The 24,963-nt window shown below is 43.1% G+C and carries 24 protein-coding genes; 15 read left to right on the top strand and 9 right to left on the bottom strand.

All coding sequences use genetic code 11. The features are described from left to right. Positions 1-6: 6 nt before the first annotated feature. From ICN47_RS11190 to ICN47_RS11180, 3 genes are all read left to right on the top strand, one after another. Entirely contained in the window at positions 7-1,011 is a 1,005-nt protein-coding gene (locus tag ICN47_RS11190) for a linear amide C-N hydrolase (protein WP_216220019.1), read from the top strand. 146 nt (positions 1,012-1,157) lie between these two features. Next, the gene (locus ICN47_RS11185; protein WP_216220018.1) at positions 1,158-1,961 is read left to right on the top strand and encodes a hypothetical protein; all 804 of its coding nucleotides are present in this window, start codon (positions 1,158-1,160) and stop codon (positions 1,959-1,961) included. A gap of 38 nt (positions 1,962-1,999) precedes the next feature. Next, positions 2,000-3,295, top strand: coding sequence for a lipase family protein (locus ICN47_RS11180; RefSeq protein ID WP_216220017.1), 1,296 nt, complete (start codon positions 2,000-2,002; stop codon positions 3,293-3,295). 67 nt (positions 3,296-3,362) lie between these two features. Here ICN47_RS11180 and ICN47_RS11175 read toward each other — a convergent pair whose 3' ends face one another. After that, positions 3,363-3,509, bottom strand: a complete 147-nt coding sequence (locus tag ICN47_RS11175) for a lmo0937 family membrane protein (protein WP_216220016.1) — start codon at positions 3,507-3,509, stop codon at positions 3,363-3,365. Positions 3,510-3,616: 107 nt separating this feature from the next. Between ICN47_RS11175 and ICN47_RS11170 the strand changes: the two genes are divergently transcribed. Further along, positions 3,617-4,513 carry a cation diffusion facilitator family transporter gene (locus tag ICN47_RS11170; protein WP_216220015.1) on the top strand — a complete coding sequence of 299 codons (897 nt, stop codon included), beginning with the start codon at positions 3,617-3,619 and terminating at the stop codon, positions 4,511-4,513. Positions 4,514-4,642: 129 nt separating this feature from the next. On the opposite strand, the gene ICN47_RS11165 is transcribed toward ICN47_RS11170, so the two are convergent. Then, entirely contained in the window at positions 4,643-6,031 is a 1,389-nt protein-coding gene (locus ICN47_RS11165; protein ID WP_216220014.1) for an amidase, read from the bottom strand. A gap of 5 nt (positions 6,032-6,036) precedes the next feature. Continuing rightward, positions 6,037-6,963 (bottom strand): polysaccharide deacetylase family protein, encoded by a 927-nt coding sequence (locus ICN47_RS11160; RefSeq protein WP_216220013.1) that lies wholly within the window; start codon positions 6,961-6,963, stop codon positions 6,037-6,039. Between the two features lie 191 nt (positions 6,964-7,154). Here ICN47_RS11160 and ICN47_RS11155 point away from each other — a divergent pair, with 191 nt between their 5' ends. The 5 genes from ICN47_RS11155 (at position 7,155) to ICN47_RS11135 (ending at position 14,337) form a co-directional block, all read left to right on the top strand. Continuing rightward, the gene (locus tag ICN47_RS11155; RefSeq protein WP_216220012.1) at positions 7,155-8,132 is read left to right on the top strand and encodes a tripartite tricarboxylate transporter substrate binding protein; all 978 of its coding nucleotides are present in this window, start codon (positions 7,155-7,157) and stop codon (positions 8,130-8,132) included. 441 nt (positions 8,133-8,573) lie between these two features. Then, positions 8,574-9,800, top strand: a complete 1,227-nt coding sequence (locus tag ICN47_RS11150; protein ID WP_216220011.1) for an amidohydrolase family protein — start codon at positions 8,574-8,576, stop codon at positions 9,798-9,800. Between the two features lie 32 nt (positions 9,801-9,832). Beyond that, entirely contained in the window at positions 9,833-11,002 is a 1,170-nt protein-coding gene (locus tag ICN47_RS11145; RefSeq protein WP_216220010.1) for an ABC transporter substrate-binding protein, read from the top strand. Between the two features lie 30 nt (positions 11,003-11,032). Next, the gene (locus tag ICN47_RS11140) at positions 11,033-11,905 is read left to right on the top strand and encodes a branched-chain amino acid ABC transporter permease (protein WP_216220009.1); all 873 of its coding nucleotides are present in this window, start codon (positions 11,033-11,035) and stop codon (positions 11,903-11,905) included. Beyond that, a complete protein-coding gene (locus ICN47_RS11135) occupies positions 11,902-14,337 on the top strand; it encodes an ATP-binding cassette domain-containing protein (RefSeq protein WP_216220008.1) in 2,436 nt (811 codons plus the stop codon). The genes ICN47_RS11140 and ICN47_RS11135 overlap by 4 nt, the downstream gene beginning before the upstream one ends. Here ICN47_RS11135 and ICN47_RS11130 read toward each other — a convergent pair. From ICN47_RS11130 to ICN47_RS11110, 5 genes are all read right to left on the bottom strand, one after another. Continuing rightward, positions 14,334-14,759, bottom strand: coding sequence for a lipocalin-like domain-containing protein (locus ICN47_RS11130; protein ID WP_216220007.1), 426 nt, complete (start codon positions 14,757-14,759; stop codon positions 14,334-14,336). The genes ICN47_RS11135 and ICN47_RS11130 overlap by 4 nt on opposite strands. Positions 14,760-14,764: 5 nt before the next feature. After that, positions 14,765-15,535, bottom strand: a complete 771-nt coding sequence (locus ICN47_RS11125; protein ID WP_216220006.1) for an ABC transporter ATP-binding protein — start codon at positions 15,533-15,535, stop codon at positions 14,765-14,767. Beyond that, positions 15,532-16,305, bottom strand: a complete 774-nt coding sequence (locus ICN47_RS11120; protein WP_216220005.1) for an ABC transporter permease — start codon at positions 16,303-16,305, stop codon at positions 15,532-15,534. Before ICN47_RS11120 ends, ICN47_RS11125 begins: the two co-directional genes overlap by 4 nt. 2 nt (positions 16,306-16,307) lie before the next feature. Continuing rightward, entirely contained in the window at positions 16,308-17,303 is a 996-nt protein-coding gene (locus tag ICN47_RS11115; RefSeq protein WP_216220004.1) for an ABC transporter substrate-binding protein, read from the bottom strand. 67 nt (positions 17,304-17,370) lie between these two features. After that, positions 17,371-18,549 (bottom strand): amidase, encoded by a 1,179-nt coding sequence (locus ICN47_RS11110; protein WP_216220003.1) that lies wholly within the window; start codon positions 18,547-18,549, stop codon positions 17,371-17,373. A 47-nt stretch (positions 18,550-18,596) separates the two neighbouring features. Here ICN47_RS11110 and ICN47_RS11105 point away from each other — a divergent pair, with 47 nt between their 5' ends. The 6 genes from ICN47_RS11105 (at position 18,597) to ICN47_RS11080 (ending at position 24,456) form a co-directional block, all read left to right on the top strand. Next, the gene (locus tag ICN47_RS11105; protein ID WP_216220002.1) at positions 18,597-19,412 is read left to right on the top strand and encodes an alpha/beta hydrolase; all 816 of its coding nucleotides are present in this window, start codon (positions 18,597-18,599) and stop codon (positions 19,410-19,412) included. A 203-nt stretch (positions 19,413-19,615) separates the two neighbouring features. Continuing rightward, entirely contained in the window at positions 19,616-20,404 is a 789-nt protein-coding gene (locus tag ICN47_RS11100; protein WP_216220001.1) for an ATP-binding cassette domain-containing protein, read from the top strand. Further along, positions 20,401-21,216 carry an ABC transporter permease gene (locus tag ICN47_RS11095; RefSeq protein WP_216220000.1) on the top strand — a complete coding sequence of 272 codons (816 nt, stop codon included), beginning with the start codon at positions 20,401-20,403 and terminating at the stop codon, positions 21,214-21,216. The genes ICN47_RS11100 and ICN47_RS11095 overlap by 4 nt, the downstream gene beginning before the upstream one ends. 29 nt (positions 21,217-21,245) lie before the next feature. After that, a complete protein-coding gene (locus ICN47_RS11090; protein WP_216219999.1) occupies positions 21,246-22,220 on the top strand; it encodes an ABC transporter substrate-binding protein in 975 nt (324 codons plus the stop codon). Between the two features lie 63 nt (positions 22,221-22,283). Beyond that, complete coding sequence (locus ICN47_RS11085) at positions 22,284-23,585, top strand: amidase (RefSeq protein ID WP_216219998.1); 1,302 nt, start codon at positions 22,284-22,286, stop codon at positions 23,583-23,585. Between the two features lie 52 nt (positions 23,586-23,637). Beyond that, positions 23,638-24,456: a sulfite exporter TauE/SafE family protein gene (locus tag ICN47_RS11080; RefSeq protein WP_216219997.1), complete on the top strand. Its 819-nt coding sequence runs from the start codon at positions 23,638-23,640 to the stop codon at positions 24,454-24,456. A 102-nt stretch (positions 24,457-24,558) separates the two neighbouring features. Here the strand turns inward: ICN47_RS11080 and ICN47_RS11075 are convergent, their stop codons facing one another. Further along, positions 24,559-24,903: a hypothetical protein gene (locus ICN47_RS11075; RefSeq protein ID WP_216219996.1), complete on the bottom strand. Its 345-nt coding sequence runs from the start codon at positions 24,901-24,903 to the stop codon at positions 24,559-24,561. Positions 24,904-24,963 lie beyond the last annotated feature (60 nt).

Here is a 24,963-nt window from a genome sequence, read left to right as displayed (position 1 = left end):
GAATTTATGTGTACTAGAGTTACTTACCTTGGTGAAAATAATTTAGTTGTCACTGGTCGCTCAATGGATTGGGGTGAGGACATGCACAGTGATATTTGGACATTTCCAGCTGGAATGGCTCGCAATGGCTCCTGTGGTGCTGGGTCTCTAGAGTGGACTTCAAAATATGGCAGCGTTATTACCGCTGGTTACAACATTGGTGCTGCTGATGGGGTTAATGAAAAAGGCTTAGTAGGCAATCTACTTTACCTTGCAGAATCTGATTACGGCACCCTAAATGGCAAAGCGCCAATGTCGATTACGCTATGGGCTCAATATGCATTGGATAACTTTGCATCCGTTGCTGAAGCTGTTGCAGGTCTGCAAGCAGAACCATTTAGAATTAAATCACCTATCTTGCCTAATGGTCGTGCAGCTAGTTTGCATCTATCGCTGTCAGATCCAACTGGCGACTCTGCTATCTTCGAATATGTTGAAGGAAAATTAACTATTCATCATGGTAAAGAGTATCAAGTGATGACAAATTCTCCAATCTTTGATCAGCAGTTAGCTCTAAATGCGTATTGGAAGAGCATTGGTGGCAATGCGTTCTTGCCTGGAACTATTAGTGCAGCAGATCGCTTTGCTCGTGCTTCCTTTTTCGTTGGCATTGTTCCAACATCCATTGATAAGAATTATATTTCTGCTGTCCCGGAGCAAAAAATGCAATATCAAGCTGTTGCCTCTGTCATGGGAATCATGAGAAGTATTGGCGTTCCACTGGGCATTACCACCCCAGACAAACCAAATATTTCATCTACTATTTGGCGCACAGTAACCGATCATCAGAATATGATTTATTACTTTGATTCAGCAACAACGCCAAATACCTTCTGGGTTGATTTGAAGGATATGGATTTTTCAAAAGGAGCGCCAGTCAAAAAGTTGGCAGTCGCCGGAGGCAAGTATTATTCTGGTAACACGGCTAGCCAGTTTGTACCTACAGAGGCTTTTGCCTTTGGATCGGCGTAACAAAACCTGCGAATTCTCATGAGCTCTTGGCTCATACCATGCTACACAACCACCTTCGGGTGGTTTGTTGCTTGTATTCTGAGCTCCTCGGCATAATTGGCTATTAATATGTAGGCTATTTTCTTAAGAAATATCGCTAACCCTTGATGAAACTTTTCATTTCCCTACTAATTTGCTTTCTTTCAACTATTTGTTCGGCGGAAGATTTATTAGTGCCTCTTTCAAAGTTTGATAATGATTCTCAGAAGTTATCAAATGATCGTGTATTAGAGTTTTGGGGCTATAACACCTCGGATGGGGGCAATAATTTTCAAAATGCGTTCACCTTACGCTATTACAACCCTCTAGAGGCCGGTGATTGGAGGGGGAGAATTCGTTTAGATACTTCTGTCGTGTCTTCCTACAACCTAGATACCTCCCGAAGCAATTCGCAGCAATATAGTAGTGGAAATACTATGGTGACTGTATGGGGTCAAGATAAGGATTTTTTAAATCCTTTGGGAGCGCTAGTTGGTGCTCGGGTGATCTTTCCGTTCGGCAATAATGGACAGTGGTCGGTAGGACCCCAGTTAAGCTGGACCTTTACCCCGCAGGTGGATAGCCTCTTACATGTCACCGATTTTTCCCCATTGCTGCGTTACATGTATAGCTTTGATAGCAAAAATAATAGCTTTACTGTCAATCCCGGCCAGCCACCTCTTTCGCGTTATCTGCAAATCTTTCCAACGGTCGGATTTGAGCTAACACCAAAGACTATGCTGCGTTTTTGGGATGAAAATGGAATGGCATATAACGCTGCAGGAGGGGGCTGGTTTGTGCCGCTGGATGCGATGGTGACTCACCGCTTAACGAATAATCTGGTTGTGGCACTTGGGGCCAGTAAGCAGCTTCTACAGACATACCCTCAATATAACTGGACGGCCTACGGTAAAGTGTCTTTCAATTTTTAATGATGATTAATAGCTTTAATTTTGCAAAGAGGATTTTTATGAGGGGATTATTCCGTTACCTATTGATAGGTGGTATCGCTCTATTTTCAGTCACGGTTTTTGCCGACCCGCCGATGCAGTCTTTCTACGCATCTGTGATGAAAATGTCTCCTGAGGGAAAATTAGGAAAAGTCATTCAGCAGGAAAAGATTGCTACTACCATTAAGGGGGCGCAAGCTTGGAAAATTGCTTACATCTCATCTGATATTGCAGGGCGCAAAACAATCTCAACAGGTTTGGTAGTTGCGCCTATAGGCCCAGCTCCAGTTGGTGGACGCCCCGTAATGACTTGGGCGCATGGCACAACAGGCTCTGCACAAAACTGCGGCCCTTCACAAGTAATTGATCCAGCGGTTCCTTTGAATGAGTATTTTTTGATCGGTGGAAATTCTTGGACTGATTACGGAATTCCTGCGATAGAAGAGTTTCTCAAAGAAGGTTATGTTCTTGTGGCGACCGATTACCAAGGTTTAGGTAGTGGCGGTAAGCATCAATATAGTGTTGCAGCCACTAATGGCATGGATACCATCAATGCTGCACGTGCTGCAGTGTCAATGAAGGAGACTGGTGCCAATAAAAAGACCCTGGTTTACGGATGGTCCCAGGGTGGTGGTGCTGTCATTGCACTGGCCGGAATGCCGGATTACATCCAGCAAACTGGCACGGTGTCTGATAATCTGGATATTGTTGGTTTTGTGGCCTTGGCACCGCAGGATATTTCCATACTCGCTCCGTCCGGCAAGCTTGATCAAGCTTCTGCTGACAAATATTTTCAAGACTCACAAAAGATGTTTTTGGATAACGTCTTTAATTTCACTCACGCAACGATGTATTACTGGGGAACTCAAGCCGCCTTTCCCAATCTCAAGCTTTCTGATATTTTTACCGATGAAGGTGTAAAAGTTGCCAATGCAATTTATAGCAATAAATGTATGCATACGGCTAGTGACACCTTTAACTTTAATTACGGTTCAAGCTACGCAAGTTTATTGAAACAGAAGCCAAGCAATACTATTGCATGGGCTCAGGCAATGTTAAAGGGCGGCGTCCCAGTCGTAAAACCGCTTGCTCCGATACAAATTTACTTTGGCTCAAAGGATACGGCCGTTCCGCCAATGATGCATAAGCTCTATCAAGAGCAAGCCTGCAAATTGGGTGGCAATGTTGGAAGAATGCAGTTACCAGGCGAGCAATCGCACTTTACAACCCCTGGATCTTCTAAGCCATTTTATTTGGAATGGGTGAAAGATCGTATTGCTGGAAAGCCTTTAGCAAATGGCTGTCTAGGAAGCTAGGAGGCAAATCTCTTAAATGTAAAGCTGCCTTAGGGCAGTTTTACATTGCATAAACTCACTGCTACAACTAGAGGCTTCGACCCTGAATGATTCTTACTAAGAACATCACAATTGCAATGACTAAAAGGATATGAATAAATCCACCTAATGTATAGGATGTGATTATTCCAGCCAGCCAAAGAATGAGAAGTATTACTGCAATAGCTTGAATCATATAGTTCCTTTAATATACGATTTCTACTGTAGTCTTCCTCAATTACACTGTATGTGCGATGGCGTACCTATGAATGGTATTAGCAGGCATCAAAATAGAGCGGGTATATGGATAATCAATTAGAAGACCACGAATCTGAAACACTCGAAAAGCAACAGGCTGCAAAGAAGAGCACTTTAGTAAGTGTTGTTGTTAATATCGGCTTAACTGTTTCTCAGGTGTTTGCGGGTATTGTTTCTGGCTCTCAAGGCTTGATTGCTGACGGTATTCATTCTGCGACAGATCTTGTGGCAGATTTTGTCGTACTCCTTGCCAACCATCACAGCGCTAAGGATGCAGATGAAGATCATCGCTATGGCCACCAACGATATGAAACGGCTGCCTCTCTCTTTTTAGGAATTTCATTATTGGTCGTTGGTGCTGGCATGCTTTTCAAAGCTGGAGAAAAGATTATTAATCCAATGCCGGCTGGACAAATTCAAATTCTTGCTTTGTATGTGGCTTTAGCCTCCTTAATTGCTAAAGAATTACTTTTTAGATACATGTTGATGGTAGCTAAGCGAGTTCGCTCCTCTATGTTGGTAGCCAATGCTTGGCATGCTAGATCTGATGCAGCTTCTTCATTGGTGGTATCCATAGGTATTGTTGGCGCTTTATTGGGGCACCCAATCTTTGATGCTATTGGTGCTTTAGTGGTTGGTCTAATGGTGGCAAAGATGGGTTGGAAGTTTGGCTGGGATGCCCTGCATGACTTGATGGATAGAGCCGTTTCAGAGGAAGAGCATCGACAGATTGAGCAGATTATTCAATCTACCGATGGGGTGAAAGGCTTTCATGATCTTAGAACCCGTAAGATGGGAGATATGATCTTGGTAGATGTCCATATTGATGTGGATGCCGATGCATCCGTTCAGATTGGGCACGATATTGCCCTGAGGGCTGTAAATCAAATCAAGAAAGAATTACCAGTTCTAAATGTCATGACCCATATAGAACCTATTTAATAGCTTGGGCGAGATTAGCTTCGCCAAGACTTCGTTTTTGAACTGCGACCAACAGATTAAGAGAAATATTTAGATGCTGACGAGCTCAAGTTCATGCGGAAATGATCATGATTTTTATTCTATTTAAGATTATGAATTCCATGGCGCATCATCATTTTCGCTGACCCATTTCGTAGCGTCTTCGTACGCGCATGCTATTTGGTATAGCAGGTTTTCATTATGATGATTTGTGGCAATTTGGATTGCAAGCGGCAATTTTTTTGAGCTAAAACCCATGGGCATAGTTAAGGCTGGATTCCCCGTTAGGCTATAGATTCGATTGCATGAGCTGCGTGGCCCGGTGGCATTGTTCATCAACTCATCCATCGTTTCAGGCGGGAATTCACGCCCAATCGAAAGAATGCCATCCATATGCTGATCGAATAGCTTGGAATATTCAGCCTCTAAATGCCATCTGCTAATTAGAGCCTCTTGATATGACGCATAATCTATCTCTCTGGCCTGAGCTAGCTTTTTAAGAAGGCCTCCGCCCAAGTTTTCAGGTTGCTCTCGGTAGGTCTTTTGAAGTTGTAAATAGGCTTCGTAGTTAATGATTTTGTTAGCAATAATCGGTGCTTGCGAAAGATTGGCTGGATCTATCTCAATGATTTTCGCGCCTAATTTTCTGAAAACCTCAATTGCTTGAGTAAATGCCGCTTGAACCTCGGGGCTAATATTTTGTTCTGCAATATTTTTATAAGCTACTCCAAGACGGAGATCTTTAATTGGGCAAATAATTTCTTTTAATTCAGCTGCATCGCTTCGATTTCCCAACATTCCCTGCAATAGGAGGAAGTTGTCCCGAACTGTTCTGGTAATGGGCCCAGCATGATCTAGTGAAGGTGCAAGGGCAATCACGCCATCAAGCGAAATCAACGCGCGAGTTGGCTTAAGGCCGACTAATCCACACGCTGCTGCCGGATGCCGGATCGATCCACCTGTATCTGTACCGGTTGAACCCAAGACAAATCCAGCTACAACTGCAGCAGCGGAACCACTGCTTGAGCTACCGGGCATATGTAAGGTATTCCAGGGATTTAAGGCTGGAGGAAAATAATCATTAGCTTCTGGTGAGCCAAATGCGAACTCATGGCATGCGCTCTTGCCAATGGTGATGGCGCCTTGCAAGTCAAGGAGCTCTACTGCAACTGCATTTTTATTTGGGATCCAGTCTTTAAGGGACTTAGAGTGGGCTGTTGTCGACACTCCTTTTGTCATAAAAACATCTTTATGGGCAACTGGGATTCCATGAAGCGCAGATCTCACTCCATTTTTAGCAATTTCTTTAGTCGCAATCTTTGCCGCTTCTAACGCTTGGTCAGGGGTAATGGTAACGAAGCTATGAATGCTATTTTCAGTTTGGTTAATACGCTCTAAACAAGCCTCTACCAGTTCGCTTGGGGTTAATTCTCGATTGCGAATGAGCTCACTTGCCTCAAGAATAGACAGTGAGGCGGGGGAGGAGTATTTGATTCCCATTTGGTTTAATTTTTTACTTTAAGACTTTCAAACCAGTCATATATTTGAGACCCATTCCAAAAAACAACACCTTCATGGCTAGATAGATATTGAAGCATCTCTCGTAAGTATTTAATCCTGTGTGGCACACCCGAAATATATGGATGAATACCAAAGGTTAAAATACGAGCCCCTTGCTCTTGAGCTTCTTCATAAAGACAATCAAAAGAGTCTTTGGTGCGCTTTAGCATTGCATCGGATGGTTGGTTGGCAGATAGCATGATGCCAATATCATTTAGCTCGATGGAGTAGGGAATTGAAACTAATGTGCCATGATCGGTCTTCACATATTGAGGAACCTCATCTAGCACCCAGTCGCCAAACCATTTAAAGCCAGCCTCTTTAATGAGATCTAAGGTGATAAATGTTTGTCCGCGGCCAGGCCCGAGCCAGCCTTCAGGTTTTTTGCCTGTGAAGCGAGTTAAAACCTCAATTGACTGCTCAATCATTGCTTTTTGATCAGGCACTTTTTGAATGGCCATTTGTTCATAGCAATGAGCCATAAATTCCCAGCCAGCATCAAGAGCTGCTTGCGCAACCCTAGGGCGTGTCTCGCAAACTTTGGCGTTGATTGACATAGTCGGTTTGATGCCAAGATCCTCAAACGCCTTTAATATTCGCCAAAATCCAACGCGCATACCGTATTCATGCCAAGTCCAGTTTGGTAGGTCGGGAACTTGCGCTACTCCACCTGGAGGAGGTGATACCGTCCTAGGCATCGGTCTAGAAATATCCCATTCCTCGATATTGACAACAGGCCATACGATAAGCTTGGCGCCATTTGGCAGAGCTAATGGCTTACGATCAACAATCGCCGAAAAGGCTAGGCGTTCGTTTGGGCGCATAGCCACATCTTCAGCTGAACTTGGACTATTAATGGATGGATTTGTCATGGTGGTAATCTTTGTTGTCAAAAGCAGAAATTGAATTAAAGAGGGTGGTTATTTTTATTCTTGAAACTGAATCATAATCCCAGTTTACCGGAGCTTTTTTGATGCTTCGATGCGGTGCAAGATTATTTTGATGGTAATTGCCTCAGGGCATAATGAAATCATAAAAGATATATTTAATTAGTGGAGTGAAAATGAGTGCATGTCGGTATTTGATGGTTGGTTTACTTTCAATTCTTGTTGCAGCAACTAATCTTGCAATGGCTCAGGGGCGTCCATATCCCGCTCAAGGTCAGTCAATTAAAATTATTGTTCCTTTTGGGCCCGGTGGTTCAGCGGATATTATTGCTCGAATGTTTGGGCAATATTTGGAGGGGAAAACAAATCAGCCGGTTATAGTGGAAAACAAACCTGGCGCAAGCGGAATGATTGGTACTGAGTATGTGAAAAATGCGGCGCCAGACGGGTATACCTTGCTGCTTTCAACTAATACAACTCTTGCTGCCAATATGGGCTTATTTAAGAAGGTTCCATATGATCCAATGAAGGATTTTCAGCATATTGGAATGTTCGGATCTGCCCCTTTGGCCGTATTGGTCTTAAAAGACTCCGGATTAAATTCAATTAATGATTTGGTTGTTTATGCCAAAGCCAATCCAGGTAAAGTTTTTTATGGGTATTACAACTCTGCATCACAAATGGCAGCGGAGCTATTTCGCACAAAAACAGGAGCGCCTTTAAATGGGATCCCATACAAAACCATTGGTAATGCGGAACAAGATTTATATGGAAAGCAAATTCAAGTCATGTTCATGGAGTATCTGCCTGCAACGGCACAAATTGATGGTGGAAAAGTCGTAGCATTGGGGGTTACGGGAACATCAAGATATAGTGCATGGCCCCAAGTTCCTACGGTTGCGCAAACTTATCCTGGTTATGAGTTATCTTTTTGGGCGGGACTCGCCGCGCCTGCAGGCACTCCCCCTGATGTAGTTAAGAAATTAGATGGATGGATGATTGAAGCTTTAAAGGATCCTGGTTTTGTTGCGCGTCTAAAGCAATATGGATTAGAGCCTGCTAAATTGTCTCAACCCGAGTATGAGCGCTATGTAGGATCTGAAATTAAGCGCTGGGGTCAAATGATTCGTGACGCAAAAATTGAGCAGCAGTAGTTTTTCAATAGCTAAATAAACCATTGCTCTAAATTTGCCTGTTTCTGTATTGAAAAAGCCCCTGAATATGCATTCAGGGGCTTTATTTTTGTGGGTCGGGCGAGATTCAAACTCGCGACTAAGGGATTCCAACAAGTAGTTAGGCCCTGACGGACTCAGAGTAACGCTGAATTTCACGGAAATTTAGCTATATCTTTCGAAAAGAACTGCATAACTTTTCTGTAGTATTTTTTCTTTAATCAAGTTGCTTCATTCTGACCAATTTAGTGACGAAAGTGCACTATTTAAAGGCTAAGTTATATATGTGCACTAGTTCGGTGCAGGGACTAGGGTGAGACCCCTAAGGCACATCTAAATTCAGAGGCATGTAAACATCGCAACTTCATAGCTCAATTGCTTGTAGTGCGCTTTCAATTTTTTGGTCTCAACTTAGTGAATATCATGGATTTAATATTAAAAAACGCCCGAATTAACGGACGTACAGAGACAGTAGATATTGGCATCAATCAGGGAATGATTGTTGCTATTGGGAAGAGCCTTTCTGAGGCTCATGAAATCCTCGATCTAGGCGGGCGCCTGGTCGTTCCACCTTTTTGTGAAACTCATATTCATCTTGATAAGTCATGTATCTTGTCTCGCTGCCACAGCACTACAGGAACAATTGAAGAGGCTATAAGCCAAGTTGCACTTCAGAAGAAATCGTTTACCCAAGAGGATGTGTACGAGCGCGCTTGCAAGACTCTAGAAAAATCAATATCCCATGGCACGATGCATATGCGGACTCATGTCGAGGTTGATCCTGTCATTAGCCTTCGAGGGCTTGAAGGCGTTTTTGCTGCAATCGATCAATATAAGTGGGCTATTGATGTAGAGGTATGCGTTTTCCCACAAGAGGGATTAACTAATAATCCTGGTACCGAAGAGTTGATGATTGAGTCAATGAAAATGGGTGCTAGGGTAGTGGGTGCAGCGCCCTATACAGACGCAGATTCGAGAGAACAAATAGATAGGCTATTTCGTATAGCCAAAGATTTTGATGCAGATATCGATATGCATTTAGATTTTGGAAATAACGCTGACTATTTAGATGTTGAATACGTATGCCAAAAAACTAAAGAATTTCACTATGGCGGACGCGTAGCTATTGGCCATGTAACTAAGCTGACTTACCTTCCAACGGAACACTTAGGCGATGTCACTCGAAAGCTTTCTGATTCTGGTGTAGCAGTCACCGTATTGCCATCAACTGATCTTTATTTGATGGGGCGAGACCATACTTGTAACCATAACCGTGGCGTTGTGCGTGTCCATGAAATGCTAGAGCACGGAGTCAATTGCAGTCTATCTACAAATAATGTATTGAATCCCTTCACTCCTTTTGGCGATTGCTCATTAATTCGTATGGCAAACCTGTATGCAAATATTGCTCATGTCAGCGAGCCCAATTTTCACGACTGCCTGGATATGGTGACTACTAGATCTGCCCAATTAATGCGCTTATCTAACTATGGTATTGAAGTAAACCATCCAGCAAATTTAGTTGTGCTTGATTGCACGTCTTCTTCGCAGGCTATTGCCGAGCTAGCCATCCCTTTATTCGGGCTCAAGAATGGTCGCCGCAGTTTTACAAGAAATGCAGTAGAAATTCATCATCCACATCACATTTAACTTAACTTCACTTTTGCTTAAAAGGTAAATACATGAAACTTACTCCAACTCAATATTTGGGATCTTTGCTCCTTCCTTTGATGTTTCTATCAACCCCCGCTAGCGCACAAGAGCAAGTCAAGATTGGTCTTGTAGCAGCGTTGTCTGGAGACTCAGCGCTCTCTGGGGAATCCATTGCCCGTGGAATGACTGTTGCAATTGATGAAATTAATGCAAAAGGTGGGGTACTTGGTGGTAAGAAATTGGTTTTAGTAAGACGTGATGACGAATCTAATCCAGCTAAAGGTCAGTTAGCTGCAAGAGAGTTAATTGAGAAGGAAAAGGTTGCAGTGGTGTTTGGTGGAATCGATACGCCAGTATCAATGTCCTTAATTAACGTGATGTCAGAATTAAAGACACCTTATATGGGTGTTTGGGCAGCCGGTACAGGCATTACTAACAATAATAAAAATCCTAACTATATGTTTAGGGTCTCAGCTGTTGATGAGCGTGTAGATGCTGGAATGCTCAAGTATGCGCAAGATAAATTTAAGTCAAAGCGCCCTGGATCTATGTTGGTTAATAACCCATGGGGTGATTCAAATATGAAGGGTTTAGAAAAAGCAGCCGCCGCCCTCAATATCACGCTAGCAGGCCAAGAAAAATACAATGTCAACGATATTGACACTACAGCTCAGTTAACACGCCTTAAAAATGCTGGTGCTGACTCCATTATTTTAGTTGGCAATACTGGAGTTGCAGCACAAGTAATGAAATCTATGGAGCGCATGAATTGGAATGTTCCAGTAGTTTCACATTGGGGTATTTCAGGTGGCCGCTTTGATGAATTAGCAGGTCCTCGCTATAAGGATGTTGTTTTCGTTCAGACTTATAGTTTCTTTGGCAAGCAAAGTCCAGTTGGCGATAAGGTAATTGCAGAACTGAAAAAACGCTATCCAGAGATTAAGGGCGTTAACGACATCGTAGCTCCTGTAGGCACAGCTAATGCATATGATGCAACTATGCTGACAGCGCTAGCTATTAATAAAGCTGGTTCAACCAACGGTGAAAAGATTCGCGAAGCATATTACGAGCTCCCTGAATATAAGGGCTTAATCAAGACTTACAAGAAACCATTCTCAGCTGAAAGCCAAGATGCACTCACAGATCGTGACTACATTTGGGTTCACTTTGTTGGTAATGCTGCCGTACCTGTAAATTAATTCAATCATCCCCGTTACTATCCTTAAATTATGATTTCTTTAGATGTATTAATTGCAGGCTTAGCAACGGGGAGTATTTACGGGTTACTGGCGCTGGGGTACCACATCACCTTTGTAGTTTCAAATACGGTTAATTTTTCTCTTGGCGCCACACTTATGTTTGGTGCAGTGATGTTTTATGAGCTGCATACACGCCTAGGCCTTGATATTTTCCTTGCCGTTCCATTGGTCTTATTGATATCTGGGTTGCTTGGGATGGTTGTTGAGCGTTTCTTCGTTCGGCCTTTTTGTCAAAATAATTCTGTTTCCTGGCTACTATCTACGATTGCCTTTGGGATTATTTTAGAAAATATCGTTCGATTCACATTTGGCCAGGAACCTAGAAGTATTCCTATGCGGTCTATTTCTGAGCCTATTCGTTTATTCAATGCCGGAATTTATCCGATTGAATTTATTATTCCTGCAGTAGGGATAAGTGTCGCGCTAATGCTATGGCTCTTATCTAAAAAAACCATTGTTGGCAGAGCATTATTGGCGGCAGCTCAAAATCGAGATGCCGCAATCCTTCAGGGCATTAATGTTAAAAAATTAATCATTTTGGCGTATGTAGTATCAACAGCTCTAGCCGGTTTAGCAGGAATGTTAATTGCGCCAAAATTAAATGTCTCTGCCGGTATGGGCACTCTGATTGGTTTAAAGGCATTCGCTGCTGCAATTATTGGTGGGATATTGAGTGCTCCAGGTTGTCTCGTAGCTGGAATTGGCTATGGCGTCTTTGAATCCATTGTTGCCGCCCAATTGCCTTCTGCATTTAGGGAAATTCTAGGTTTTGGCCTGCTTATCGTTATTCTGATATTCAAACCCAATGGTCTCTTTGGAAAAAAAGGGGTTTATAAGGTATGAGGATCAATTCAACAGCAGTAGTGGCTACCCTCCTCATTTTATTGGGCATATTGGGAGTTATTTTTTCTCCAAATACCTATTGGCTCTACATATTGGGCATGGCTGGTATCTTTTCAATGGTTGGTTATGGCTTAGCCTTGTTGATTGGTATTGCTGGGCAGATATCGATAGGGCATGCTGCCTTTTTTGCGATTGGTGCGTATACCGAAGCCATCCTCACTACTAAATACGGCTTTAGTTTTTGGCAGACTTTGCCTATAGGCATATTGTTAGCATTTGCCTTAGGTTTAATTTTGGCTGCGCCTGCATTACGAGTCAAGGGTCCTTATCTGGCAATGGTGACTATTGCATTTGGTCTGATATTAGAAAACATCATTATTGAAGCGGAGCCAATTACCGGAGGTTTTAATGGCATTTCTGATATCGATAAGCCTAGTCTATTCGGACTTGTATTTGATATCCGTTGGCATGTTGGGTTAATTGTCTTAAGTGCAGTATTAACTGGTTTTGCTTATTCATTCCTTACTAAATCACGCTTTAGTAAATCACTTAAAGCTTCTAGTGATGCCGAAGCAGCTGCGATCGCTATTGGGATAAATCCAGTTCAAATTCGGAGTTTCGCTTTTGCAATTTCTGCTGGAATCACTGGATTGGCTGGAGCCCTTTTTGCTCCAATGGTAGGGTTTATTAGCCCTGAAAATTTCAATTTATTCCAATCTATCTTATTTCTTTTGCTCACCATCTTAGGTGGAGTGGGAACCCTAACCGGACCAGTTATTGGTGCCATTATTATTGCTGGCCTACCGGAGGTCTTATCGGGATTGGCGGAGTATCGAATCCTCGTCTTCGGAATATTGTTAGTGTTAATTCTTTGGATTCGCCCAAATGGAATTGCCTCTCTATACGAAGCCAAAGCGAGCTCTAAAAACCCGAAAAAACGAATTGGAAATGGCAATATCGATCAATGGCTTAAAGCGGGACTCCGAAAAGGTTTGTTAAAGATAGAAGATCTTACTATTCGTTTTGGCGGAGTGAAAGCCGTTAGTAATGTGCGTTTTTCAATCGAGCCCGGAAAGATCGTAGGCCTAATTGGTCCAAATGGTGCCGGTAAGACCACGCTACTGAATTTAATTAGCGGTTTTTATCAAGCCGGAAGTGGTCATGTGAGTCGCTCGGATGAAAATTTATCATCACATCCAACTTATCAACAGTCTGGCCTTGGCATTGCTAGAACATTTCAGGCTACCCAATTATTTGGCTCGCTTACAGTCTATGAAAATTTATACATAGCTTTGCCAAAAGGGGTTGATCATGACTTCATCATTTTTGAATTGCTCAATTTAGTTGGATATAAGCAAGGGTTGGACTGCTATGCCAGTGAGTTGGCATTTGTCGATCGCCGATTAGTGGAGATTGCTCGGGCGCTAGCTTGTAACCCAGACCTCATCTTGTTAGACGAGCCCGCTGCTGGTTTATCTGCAAAAGAAAAAGACGACTTGAGCCAATTGCTTGCTTATCTTGCTGGTCTTGGTATTCGAGTATTGCTAGTTGAGCATGATGTCAGGCTGGTCATGGGCACTTGCGATGAAATCGTCGTGCTAGATGGTGGCCATGTAATTGCCCAGGGTGCGCCTGAGCAGGTGCGCGAGATGCCTCAAGTCATTGAAGCCTATCTGGGGGTTGCAAAGCTTCACGTTGTTGCCAAAGCAGAAAATCTAGATCCAAAAACAGTTTTAGAGATTAGTAATCTATCAGCTGGCTATGGCAATTTGTCGGTCTTAAAAGATATTGACCTCATTGCAAAAAATCATGAGACCTTAGCCTTGCTCGGTGCAAATGGCGCGGGTAAGTCCACCTTAATGAAGGCGCTGTCGGGATTGATACCTAGTAAAGGAGTCATTCGCTTTAAGGGTAAGGATATTTCTGGTGTTCCTGGACATCAACGGGTATCCCTTGGATTGGCACTTGTGCCAGAGGGTAGGCAGGTATTCCCGGAGCTAACCGTTGGAGAAAATTTATTACTGGGGGGCTATATAAAATCGGCCTCTATGCGAAAGCAAAGAATTGAAGAGATGCTTACACTTTTTCCTCGTCTTCGAGAACGCTTTAATCAGCCGGCTGGAACTCTTTCGGGAGGTGAGCAGCAAATGCTGGCGTTTGGACGGGCAATGATGTCAGCGCCAGATCTACTGCTATTGGATGAGCCCTCTTTAGGCCTTGCTCCGAAGTTAGTGGCTGAGGTTTATCAGGCAATCCAAAAGATTGCAGGTGAGGGTACAGGGCTAATTGTGGTGGATCAATTCGCTAAAACCGTATTGCAGATTGCTGATCGTGGATACGTATTTTCTTCTGGAAAAATTACCTTAGAAGGTAATGCAGCCGATCTACTGCAATCAGAGGAAATGATTAGCGAGTATTTAGGAGAGGGTTAATCTGTTTTAACAAAGGTCAAAATACTACGCTGTAGACCTTTATCTGCCCAATTAGGCATAACGCGCCAAGTAGTCAAAACGCGCAGACGGTTATCTTTGATTTCAAATTGACGCCTTTGCTCGGTATTAACCCAATCAGGCTTCCAGGCAACTTGAACGCTCGTAATCCACTCATTGCCCTCAATGCGATAGGTTCCCGCATAGGACACCAAGCTGTTTAATAGCTCAACGCTATCCTCGCTACTTGAGGCTGGCTTTCGACCTTCACCAGTTAGCGTGACCATGACATGGTTATTTTCAGTGATGCAGATGAATCCAGTCGGATTCTCTCCGAGAGGATAAAAAAACTCACCTGTTGCTTGAACTTCCACCTCATAGGAAAATAATTTCCATATTCCTACAAGCGACTTTTTGATTTCCATAAGCCTTATTTTCGCATCTCTGCCTGAAATATTTCAAGTGCTTTTGATTTGATCTGAATGAAGTCGGGATGACTTATTGCTTCAGGTAAGCGTGGTTTTGGCATATCAAAATACAAAAGGGAGGCAATCGCCGTTGGCCTTCTGGTAAGAAGGAGAATCTCATCGGCTAGAAAGACCGCATCCTCAAGATCATGGGAGACAATCATCATGGTTGTTCCGGTCGCAATATTGGCTTCTTGCAGCTTTTCTCTGATGAAGAGTGTCATTTCAAAGTCTAAGGCTGAGAATGGCTCATCTAAGAAGAGTATCTCTGGCTTGGGGGCTAAGGCTCTCATGATTGATATGGTTTGCTGTTGACCCCCAGACAGCTCATAAGGGTATAGATTCAGATTGAATCGTATTTCAAATAGCTGAACCAATTCTTCAACGCGAGCGGCTACCTTGGCCTCACTCATTCCGGTGCGCCTTAGTGGATAGGCGATGTTGTCACGGGAACTCATCCACGGAAAGAGGGCATCTCTATAGTTTTGAAAGACATAGCCGATCTTGGTATCTTTTAAATCTTTTCCATCAAACAAGACCTGACCAGAGTCATAGGGTATTAGCCCTGCAATCATATTGATGAGTGTAGATTTTCCGCAGCCGTTTGGCCCAAATATAGAAACAATCTTTCCATACGGAATTTCAAAATTAAAGTCTTTATAAAGAGTCGCGCCACCAAACTCTTTGCATAAGTTCCGAATAGTGACGTGGGTGCGTGGCGGATTTTGGCTCATGCTTTTCCGCTCCAGTGAACTAACTTCGATTCAGTTGCCATAAAGATTAAATTCAGTGCGTAACCCAGTGCGCCGGTAATGAGAATTGAGCTATACATATCTTTGATATTAAAGACTTGCTGGGCATCGATAATTCGGTGCCCAAGACCAGCTTCGGACCCAATGAACATCTCCGCGACAATCACAATAACTAGCGCTAGGGAGACACCAGTCCTAAGTCCTACAAAGGTTTGAGGCAGGCTTTCCATGAGGAGGACATCTTTAAAAATATGGAAGTTACTAATACCCATAGTCTTGGCTGCCATGACCCGAGTTTTCTTGGCATTCATTACGCCATAGGCGCTATTAAAGAGAATGACAAGCACGGCTGCAAAGGCGGCGATCGCAATTTTATTAATATCAGTAATACCAAAGATCAGCATGAACAATGGAATCAGTGCCGAAGAGGGTGTTGATCTGAAAAAATCAATTAAAAATTCAACGCTTCTATAAGCTGGAACTGAACTACCCAAAATGACGCCAAGAGGAACTCCGATTACGCATGCAATGAGAAATGCATAAAAGGTGCGAAGTACAGTAGCCCAAAGGTCCTTGAAAATAGCACCCGTAACAAACAGATGGCCCATGTACTCAAAGGTTGCATCCGGAGCAGGTAGCAAGGTTGGTGATACCCACTTGGCCGATAGTGTTAGTGACCAAAGTAGATAAAGCAGGACCGGCCCAATGAAGGGAAGCACCATAAATAGGTGCTTACGATGTTTCAAATTCATTATTAGGACTGCTTGTAGATAAGTGTTAGTGCCGATATCGGTTTTTCAAATACCTTACGCTCGGTAAATACATCAAATAATCTTTGTAATGCCTTTACATCAGCAGCTTTCACTTCGTTATATTGAATGTATCCACTAATTGGTACTTCTTTAGCTAGATCACCATCAATCGCTGTATAGCCCTTGAGATATTGATTTGCAGCGATACCTTCTTTGCGCACATAATCAACACCCCCCGCATATCCCTTGAGGAATCCATTAACCAAGTCAGCTTTTTCTTTGAGTGTCTTTGTGTTTAGGGCAGCAGCACCACCTATCCATGGAAGGTTGTCGCCTAAAACATATTTTGATACAACGCCTGCGCCAATTGAGCGAGAGATTTTTTGTTGTTTTCCAATAACGGCAGTTGGCTCAAGTACATAGGCGCCATCAATTTGACCGGCTACTAAAGCTGGAAGAATTTGAGCAATCGGTAATTCAATGACTTGCGCGTTGGTTGCTCCTGCCCCTGCGAGTACAGCTTTAGCGAGGGTAACGTTATTAATTCCAGGGCCACAAGCCACTTTTTTACCAGCAAGTTCAGAAATTCCTTTAATGCTGGAATTGATTGGAACAATCACTTGGTCCAAGATATATTTTTCGTTTGCATAATTCATGCAGGTGAATTTGATTGAGCCAGGTGACTGTGCATCAGCTAAGGCAAGCGCTGTAATGGCTACCCCGTTTGCGCAACCATCAATCCTGCCGGCAATCATGGCTTCTACTACCTGGTTTGGGCTGGCAAACTTCACGGCCTCAACATTGACGCCTGCTTGTTTGAAGAGGCCACGCTCAACAGCTGCATAAAAAGGTAGGCCGGCTGCAATGGGCCAATACCCAATTAATAATTTCTTTTCTTCTGCTTTTGCGCTAAGGCCCATAGATCCCATGGCCAAAGCAAGACTAGATTTGAGGCCGAGGGCCAGTGCGTCACGTCTAGAGAATTTTTTTGAGTTCATGCATCCATTCCTTTAAGTAATGTATGCATCCTAAGGCTATCTTGTAGGTATTAACGATTAGTATTCTTCACTTTGGTGCATTGATTTCACTTAAAAGGGGCATATCCATATTTTGCTTGGCCAGGATGGATACCCCAAATGGTGCATCTTGAATGGTGAGCAAGGGTAGAGTTACTTGAGGGAGTCCGCAAAGGCCAGCAATGCAGAGTAGTTGAAAGCTATTTTTTCTAAAGTCATCGAGCTCTTTGGGGCTTGAGTCCAAGAGTGGTGCTACATCAACGACTGTGGGAAGTATTAAGTAGGTATTTTCTGTGAGTAATTGACTCATCCTAGCGATTACTTTTTCACGCTCGGAAAGGGCTTTCATTTTTTGTTCTTCAGTAATGGAGCGCGCAGCCTCAAAACGTTCTTTGACTCCAGGCCCCATTTCACCGAGATGGTCTGAGGCCCAAGCACCATGCTCTTCCCAGACTTCTCCAGCTTGAATAATTCTAAATATCTCCGCCCAATCTTTAAGCTCACAGTTACCAATCTCGACTGTGGGTATTTGATTTTTTCCTAGCTTGTATGAAATGGCATCTTTTGCTTGTTGAGCAATGCTCTCTGGTAATAAATCAAAGGCCTCTTTTAAGAAAAAGAAGGATGCGTTAGCCTTTGTGGAGCGAGTTTCATTCAGAAGCACTTCGCCAACCTTCTGGAGGATTTCTGGATCTCGTGCAAACCAACCTAAGGTATCAAAACTTTTTGCTAAGGGGCGAGCATTCTTAAGGCTGATGCGTCCATGGGTAGGGCGGAAGCCATATATACCGCAAAAGCTAGCAGGGGCTCTAACAGAACCACCGGTATCAGAGCCAATAGTAAAGTCAACGAGATTGGCCGCAACCGCCGCCGCTGATCCACTAGAAGATCCACCGGGAACTCTGTTGGGGGCTGCGGTATTTAAGGGTGTGCCGTAATGCGCATTCATGCCTAGAATGCTATAGGTTAGTTCATCGGTATGGGTCTTACCAAGCAAAGATGCGCCAGCATCTACAAGATTGAAGATAAAGTCGGCGGTCTTTGTAGGGATCGGATGTGAGTTTAGCCATGCAGGACTCCCAAATCCAGTGGGAACATTGGCGATGTCAAAGATATCTTTTATGCCAAAGGTTAAATCTTTTAGCGGGCCTGATTTCTTCGAAAGTATTTCTATCGGAGCTTCTGTGCAAAAGGCTCTAGCTATATCGCGTTCAAAAATTGTGGGCATAATGGACCAATAAGTGAGTAATTGAATTTATCTTAGGAGTGTAGGGCATGTGGAAAAATTTTTCCAAAGAAGAGTTAGATAAGGCTTACAACAATTCTTTAGCAGTTGCTAATAGCTCAGAGATTGTCCAGTCATGGGTTCAATCTAGCATCTCAGCTAAGGCAAGACTCCATGGTGACCGTGATATTTCTTATGGTGATACGAAATTTCAATCCTTTGATTTTTTTCCCGCAGGGGAAAATGCTCCCGTGATCGTATTTCTGCATGGCGGATTTTGGCAAATGCGCTCTAAGGATGACTTTACTTTTATTGCTCCGCCATTGGTTAAGGCAGGTTTTAGTGTTGCCATGCTTGGCTATCGATTAGCACCCCATGCCAATATGGATGAAATTGTTCAGGATGTCAGGGATGGGCTTAAGGCTATTAGAGCTCATATGAAAGAAAAGAATATTGCCTCTCAAAAGATATGGCTTTTGGGTTGGTCTGCAGGCGCCCATCTCATTTCTATGGTTCATGATGAAGAGTGCGTCCTTGGTGGGACCGCCATTAGTGGGATCTACGATTTAGAGCCTATGAGGCACTGCTATATCAATGTAAAACTGCAGTTGGATGAGGGTGCTTCATTAAAAAATTCCCCAATTCTGCTTCCACAGAAGGCATCTAAGCCTCTGGATATCTTTGTAGGAGGGGCTGAATTACCTGAGATGCAAAGGCAGTCGCATGATTTTTCGAGCTATCGAAATTCCACCAATGCAGAAGGTATTTTTAAGAATCTACCCGAAAGAAATCACTACACAGTACTAGACGATCTCATTAATAGTGATGGAGAAATATTCAAGTCCTTAGGTAGGCGCTTGATTTAAGTTTTCGCTATACAAATAACAAAGCCACCTAAGGGTGGCTTTGTTATTTGTATTAACCAGTGAATTGATATCGCGCGCACCACATTGATGAATACTGCACTTTTATTGATGAATGACGCACTAAATAAATGCAACAGCACAAGCTGATGTGGTGGTGACATGTAAGTATCAACCCTAATAAAAATATTTAATGGAGATCGATAGTGACTGTTCCTGTAGTTCAACTTTCATTGGATTCAATACATAAATCATTTGGTAGCAAGACTGGCCCAGTGCCGGTTCTAAATGGACTCACGTTTGACGTGATGGAGCAAGATTTTCTGAGCATCATCGGACCCAGTGGGTGTGGAAAATCGACCATATTTAATATCATCGCTGGTCTCCTAGAGGCTGACAACGGCAGCATGATCTATCGAGGCAGCAAAATTCAAAGCCTCAGAGGCAAGGTCGGTTACATGATGCAAAAAGACCTGCTTTTTCCATGGCGTACGGTTCTGGAGAACGTCATGCTTGGTTTGCGGGTTCGGGGTGAGGATGATGCAAACGGAGTTGAAAAGGCAAGAGACTATCTCAATACCTTCGGGCTGTCCGGCTTTGAGAAAGCGTACCCTCAGACCCTTTCAGGCGGTATGCGACAACGCGTTGCGCTGATTCGCACCCTTTTGATGGATCCCGACATACTGTTACTAGATGAGCCATTTTCGGCGCTGGATTATCAAACTAGGCTCTACCTTGAGAGTGTTCTATTAGATGCTGTGGCAAAGTTTAAAAAGACAGTCATCTTAGTTACGCACGATATTGATGAGGCTGTAGCCTTATCTAAACGCGTGGTTGCGCTAAGTGGTAGACCTACTGTAGTTAAAAATGTGCATCAGATTGATATTGAGCGCTCTTCCCCTATTGAGGCTAGATCACATAAAAATTTTGGAGAGTATTTTCATCTACTTTGCTCTGAATTAGATATTCAAACCAGAAAGGATGAAATGGTATGAAGCAAGAAAAGAAATCCATCAGCCAAATGCTCGACACAAGTTTTGGAAAGTCCCTAATCCAGATTTTATCGGTCGTGATTTTTTTTGCTATTTGGCAAATCCTGGCTGAATTTGGAGTTATCTCCGAGTTTTTAGTTGGCACCCCGTTTGGGATTTGGAAAAGATTCATAGCGAGCGTGAAAGATTACTCCCTCTTTATTGATACGGGCTATACGCTCTGGGAAGCCTTATTGGGCTTTGTTATTGGTACTGTTATCGGGACAAGCATTGGCTTGCTCCTGTGGTACTCAAAATGGGTTTCCCAGATTGTGGAGCCTTTTATTGTTGCAATTAATAGTGTTCCCAAAATTGCATTGGCTCCCATTATTTTGCTTTGGTTTGGAACGGGCCTAGGCGCTAAGGTTGTATTAGTAGTTTCAATGACAGCAATCATCGCTCTCATAGCCGCCCATCAGGCAACCAAAGAAGCTGATAAGGATTTGCAATCCTTACTCTACTCAATGGGTGCCGACCATAAGCAAATATTTCGTCAGGTAGTTGTTCCCTCATCAATGCCGGCAATTGTTTCCAATTTTAGGATCAATGTTGGTTTTGGATTGGTTGGCGCAGTTGTCGGTGAGTTTATTTCATCGAAGGCTGGTTTGGGGCACATGATTTACAACGCATCAAGTTTATATGAGCTTAATTCAGTTTGGGTTGGCCTCTTTATGTTGATGATTGTTGGATTCTTTCTGTATCACGGTATTGATGCCTTGGAGCGCTTTTTATTCCCGTGGCGCATTGATACAGGGCGCACTCAAATTCGGATGTAATTTTTTAATAATCTCACGGAGGTTTTTTCATGAAATCGATTTATAGCAGGCTGCAAATAACATTTACTGCATTAGTCATCGCTGGCATGTCGTTTAATGCCGCCGCTGAAGTAAAAGCAGTGACTATATCCCAGGCATTTCAGTCAATGTTGTACTTACCCCTCTACGTCGCAATAGATAAAGGTTTCTTTAAAGATCAAGGCTTAAGTGTTATTAAAGAAACTGCTGGTTCTCCTACTGCAGCTTTATCTTCGGTACTTTCTGGTAGTTCGCAATTTTCAATCCATGGTCCTGAATGGACTGCTATTGCTGCTTCAAAAGGCGCCAATGTCGGCATTATTAGCAATGCAGTGAATGGCGCGGCGGTGTGGATTGCAACAGCTCCTGATGTGAAATTTACCAACATCAAAGACATCAAAGGTCAAAAAGTAGTGACTGGATTAATGCCTACAACAAGTACTTCCTTATTCTTGAAGTTGCTTAAAGAGAATGGTATGAGTGATAAGACCGATATCGACATGATTCAAGTTCCCCTCGGCACTGAGCCTGCAGCTTTGCTGGGTGGTCAAGCGAAAGTTGCTGTGCTATATGAGCCAGGCCTAGATCAAGTGGCGATTAAAGGGATGAAAGTTGTGTTGGGCTTTCCAAAAACATATGGCGCTTACGCTTTCTCCTCTATTACTGCAATGAAGACAGTTGACCCAGTATCGGCTCAGAAGATGGTCAATGGTATGGAGGTTGCACTTCGTTATATGGCTAAGGATCCTAAGGGTACTATCGAGGTTGCTAAGAAGCAATTTCCAACACTCGATCCACAAGTCGTTGAAAATGCAGTAACTCGCATGATGAATGAGAATGTATTTCCAAAGAGTGTTCAAATTACTCCGGCAGCACTCAAGATTGCAATGGATACGCAAATTGCTTTGGGTAACCTTAAAGAGCAACCTGTATATGAAAACTTTATTAACGAAACCTATATTCAAAACGCTTTGAAACTAAAGTAATCTTTTCTATTGATCTACTTGGGGCGTATATTTGCGCCCCATTTCTTTAAATAAATTAAAAATATGAAAAATATAATGGGACTGACTGAGGCTTGTAACTTAATCGCTGCCGATCAATTAAAGCCGGTAGATTTATTGCAAGCCAGCTTTAATAAGGCAAATGAAGTAGAGCCTACGCTTAGGGCTTTTGTTTCAAGAGCCTCATTGGATTCAATGGTAGAGCAAATCCAGCCAGGTCCACTCTCAGGAATTCCGATTGCTGCTAAAGATATTATTAATACAGTCGATCTCCCAACAACTAACGGGTCACCTATTTACAAGGATAAGACACCTGCTGAAGACGCTGCGATTATTAAAAAAATTCACAGTCTGGGGGGCGTAATATTTGGCAAAACAGTGACAACTGAATTTGCCTGGCGTAATCCAGGGCCAACCACAAACCCTGTAAATCCTGAACATACTCCTGGTGGATCCTCCAGTGGATCGGCAGCATCCGTTGGAGCAGGGGTGGTGCCATTAGCGCTGGGATCACAAACACAAGGATCGATTATTAGGCCGGCAGCATATTGTGGTGTAGTGGGTTACAAGGCTAGCTATGGTGCAGTTTCTAAGCTTGGCGCTCACGCCTTATCCTATTCTCTTGACCATATTGGGTTTTTCACGCGCTCGGTTGATGATATGGCGTTTGCTTTCAACAATTTAAAAAATAGCGATTCGTCAGACCCGGAGTTAATTGTTATTCCAGATTTGGTATTTAGCGTAAAGCGAGAGTTGCCTATGCTCGATAGACCTAAGATTGCTTTACTGGAGACGCCGCTGGACCATATGATGTCAGATGAGCAGAAGCAGGTTTTGAGTGCTGCAGCCAAAAAGCTTGAGGAGTCGGGCGCTATCGTTCAGAAGCTATCGTTGCCTCAAGAGTATTGGGATGGGATTCAGGCGATGAATCTTATTTTGGAGTCAGAGGCCGCTGAAATACATGCGCATCACTCAGAACATGCGAATGATTTACTAAGCACCCATATCCAGGAGTTGGTTGCTAGAGGTTTAAAGCATAGTGCTCCTGCGTATATTGCTGCAAAATTCTTACAAAAAAAGCTGCGCGCTTCAATTGCTTCGTATTTTGATGAATTTGATGCATTCTTAATGGCTCCTGCAAGTGGAGAAGCTCCGAAGAGCTTGGTTTCTACTGGCGATCCCGTTTTCTGCGCTCTCTGGAGCTTTTTGGGAACTCCTTCCATTGCGATTCCTGCAGGTAAATCAAAGAATGGTTTGCCACTCGGCATTCAGCTCATTGGGAGCTATAGAGGTGATGCTAAATTACTCAGCGTAGCTAAATTTTCAGAGTCCGCTCTAGCAAAATAATCTCTACATGTCCCATCCTTTGAAGTTCTACTTACGCTTGTTAGGGTGAGGTATGTCAATTAGCGATATAGCTTGGTTGATGCTAGGTGGAAGCCTATCTGGCTTTTTAGCAGGCCTGCTAGGAATTGGGGGTGGGGTGATTTTAGTTCCACTAATGATTCTGATATTTGGTCGTTTAGGCTTTAGTGAAAATGTTTTGATGCATATGGCTATTGCTACAGGCATGGCTAGCGTGTTATTTACCACCTCTTCTGCTGTGATAACCCATCAGAAACGTGGGAATATCAATTGGAAACTGGTTGTTGCTTTATCCCCCGGCCTTGTATTGGGGGCTGTTGTTGGGGGTGGTAAATTTTTTGATGTCATTAATGGAGCTTGGCTATCGCTAGGATTTTCCATTTTTATGATTTACTCATCTACCCAAATGATTCTGAATAAGTCTCCTCATGCAGCAAGAAGTTTGCCAGGAGCCTTTGGACTCTTTGCTTTTGGTGTCTTAACTGGTGTGATCGCAAGTCTATTAGGTGCGGGCGGTGCTTTTATTACAGTCCCATTTATGATTTGGTGCAATATCAAGCCCCATAATGCAATGGCAAATTCCTCTGGTTTAGGTTTTCCAATTGCTGCATCCTCTACATTGGGATATATCTATGGAGGCTGGGGTAATGCTTCCTTGCCCGAGTACTCGCTTGGCTATATATATTTACCCGCTTTATTGTGCATTGTTATTACGAGTATTCTTGCAGCACCGCTAGGGGCGAGAGTGGTTAGTAAGCTAGAGGCACCCAGATTAAAGCGTATTTTTGGATGCACTCTTTTTCTAGTTGCATTATTCATGCTCAATGAGAGCAGAAAAGCGTTTGGGTTTTAAGGCAACCCCCTTAATTCAATCACTCAAAGGTTAAGTCCTGATCTGAAGCTTGTTAAATGGGCTTAAGTTGGCAGTACACACTAGATTGTGTATTTACATTCCTTACGAAAAACAGCGATTATTTTCTGCATTCTTAGAGGTAATGACTAAGACTGTTGGATCAAAATAGGCGTTTCCTAGGGCTTTAATCGATTGTTTACGAAGATAAAAATGCTTCCATTGGTCACCAGTCTTGGAATTCATAACAACAATGCAGCGATTTTCATTGAGCTTGCTTTTGATTTCAATGAAGTTCATGCCAAAAATATTGCATGAGCGCGTCAATACGTCTGCGGAATTTTGAGAACCCCGTTCCCATTTTGAGATACCATCACATTCACTGGGCTCATAGGCAAAAGCATTAAATGAAGAAACTAAGAGGGCGATGACGAATAGAATTTTGTTCATTAGGATAAGGCCTCACAAGAAGATTGGATCACTGTGAGAATAAATGTCTGCCTTAAATCT

It is taken from the genome of Polynucleobacter sp. AP-Latsch-80-C2 (genome assembly GCF_018882185.1).
Lineage (GTDB): Bacteria > Pseudomonadota > Gammaproteobacteria > Burkholderiales > Burkholderiaceae > Polynucleobacter.
This window is presented reverse-complemented; position numbering and strand designations above follow the sequence as displayed.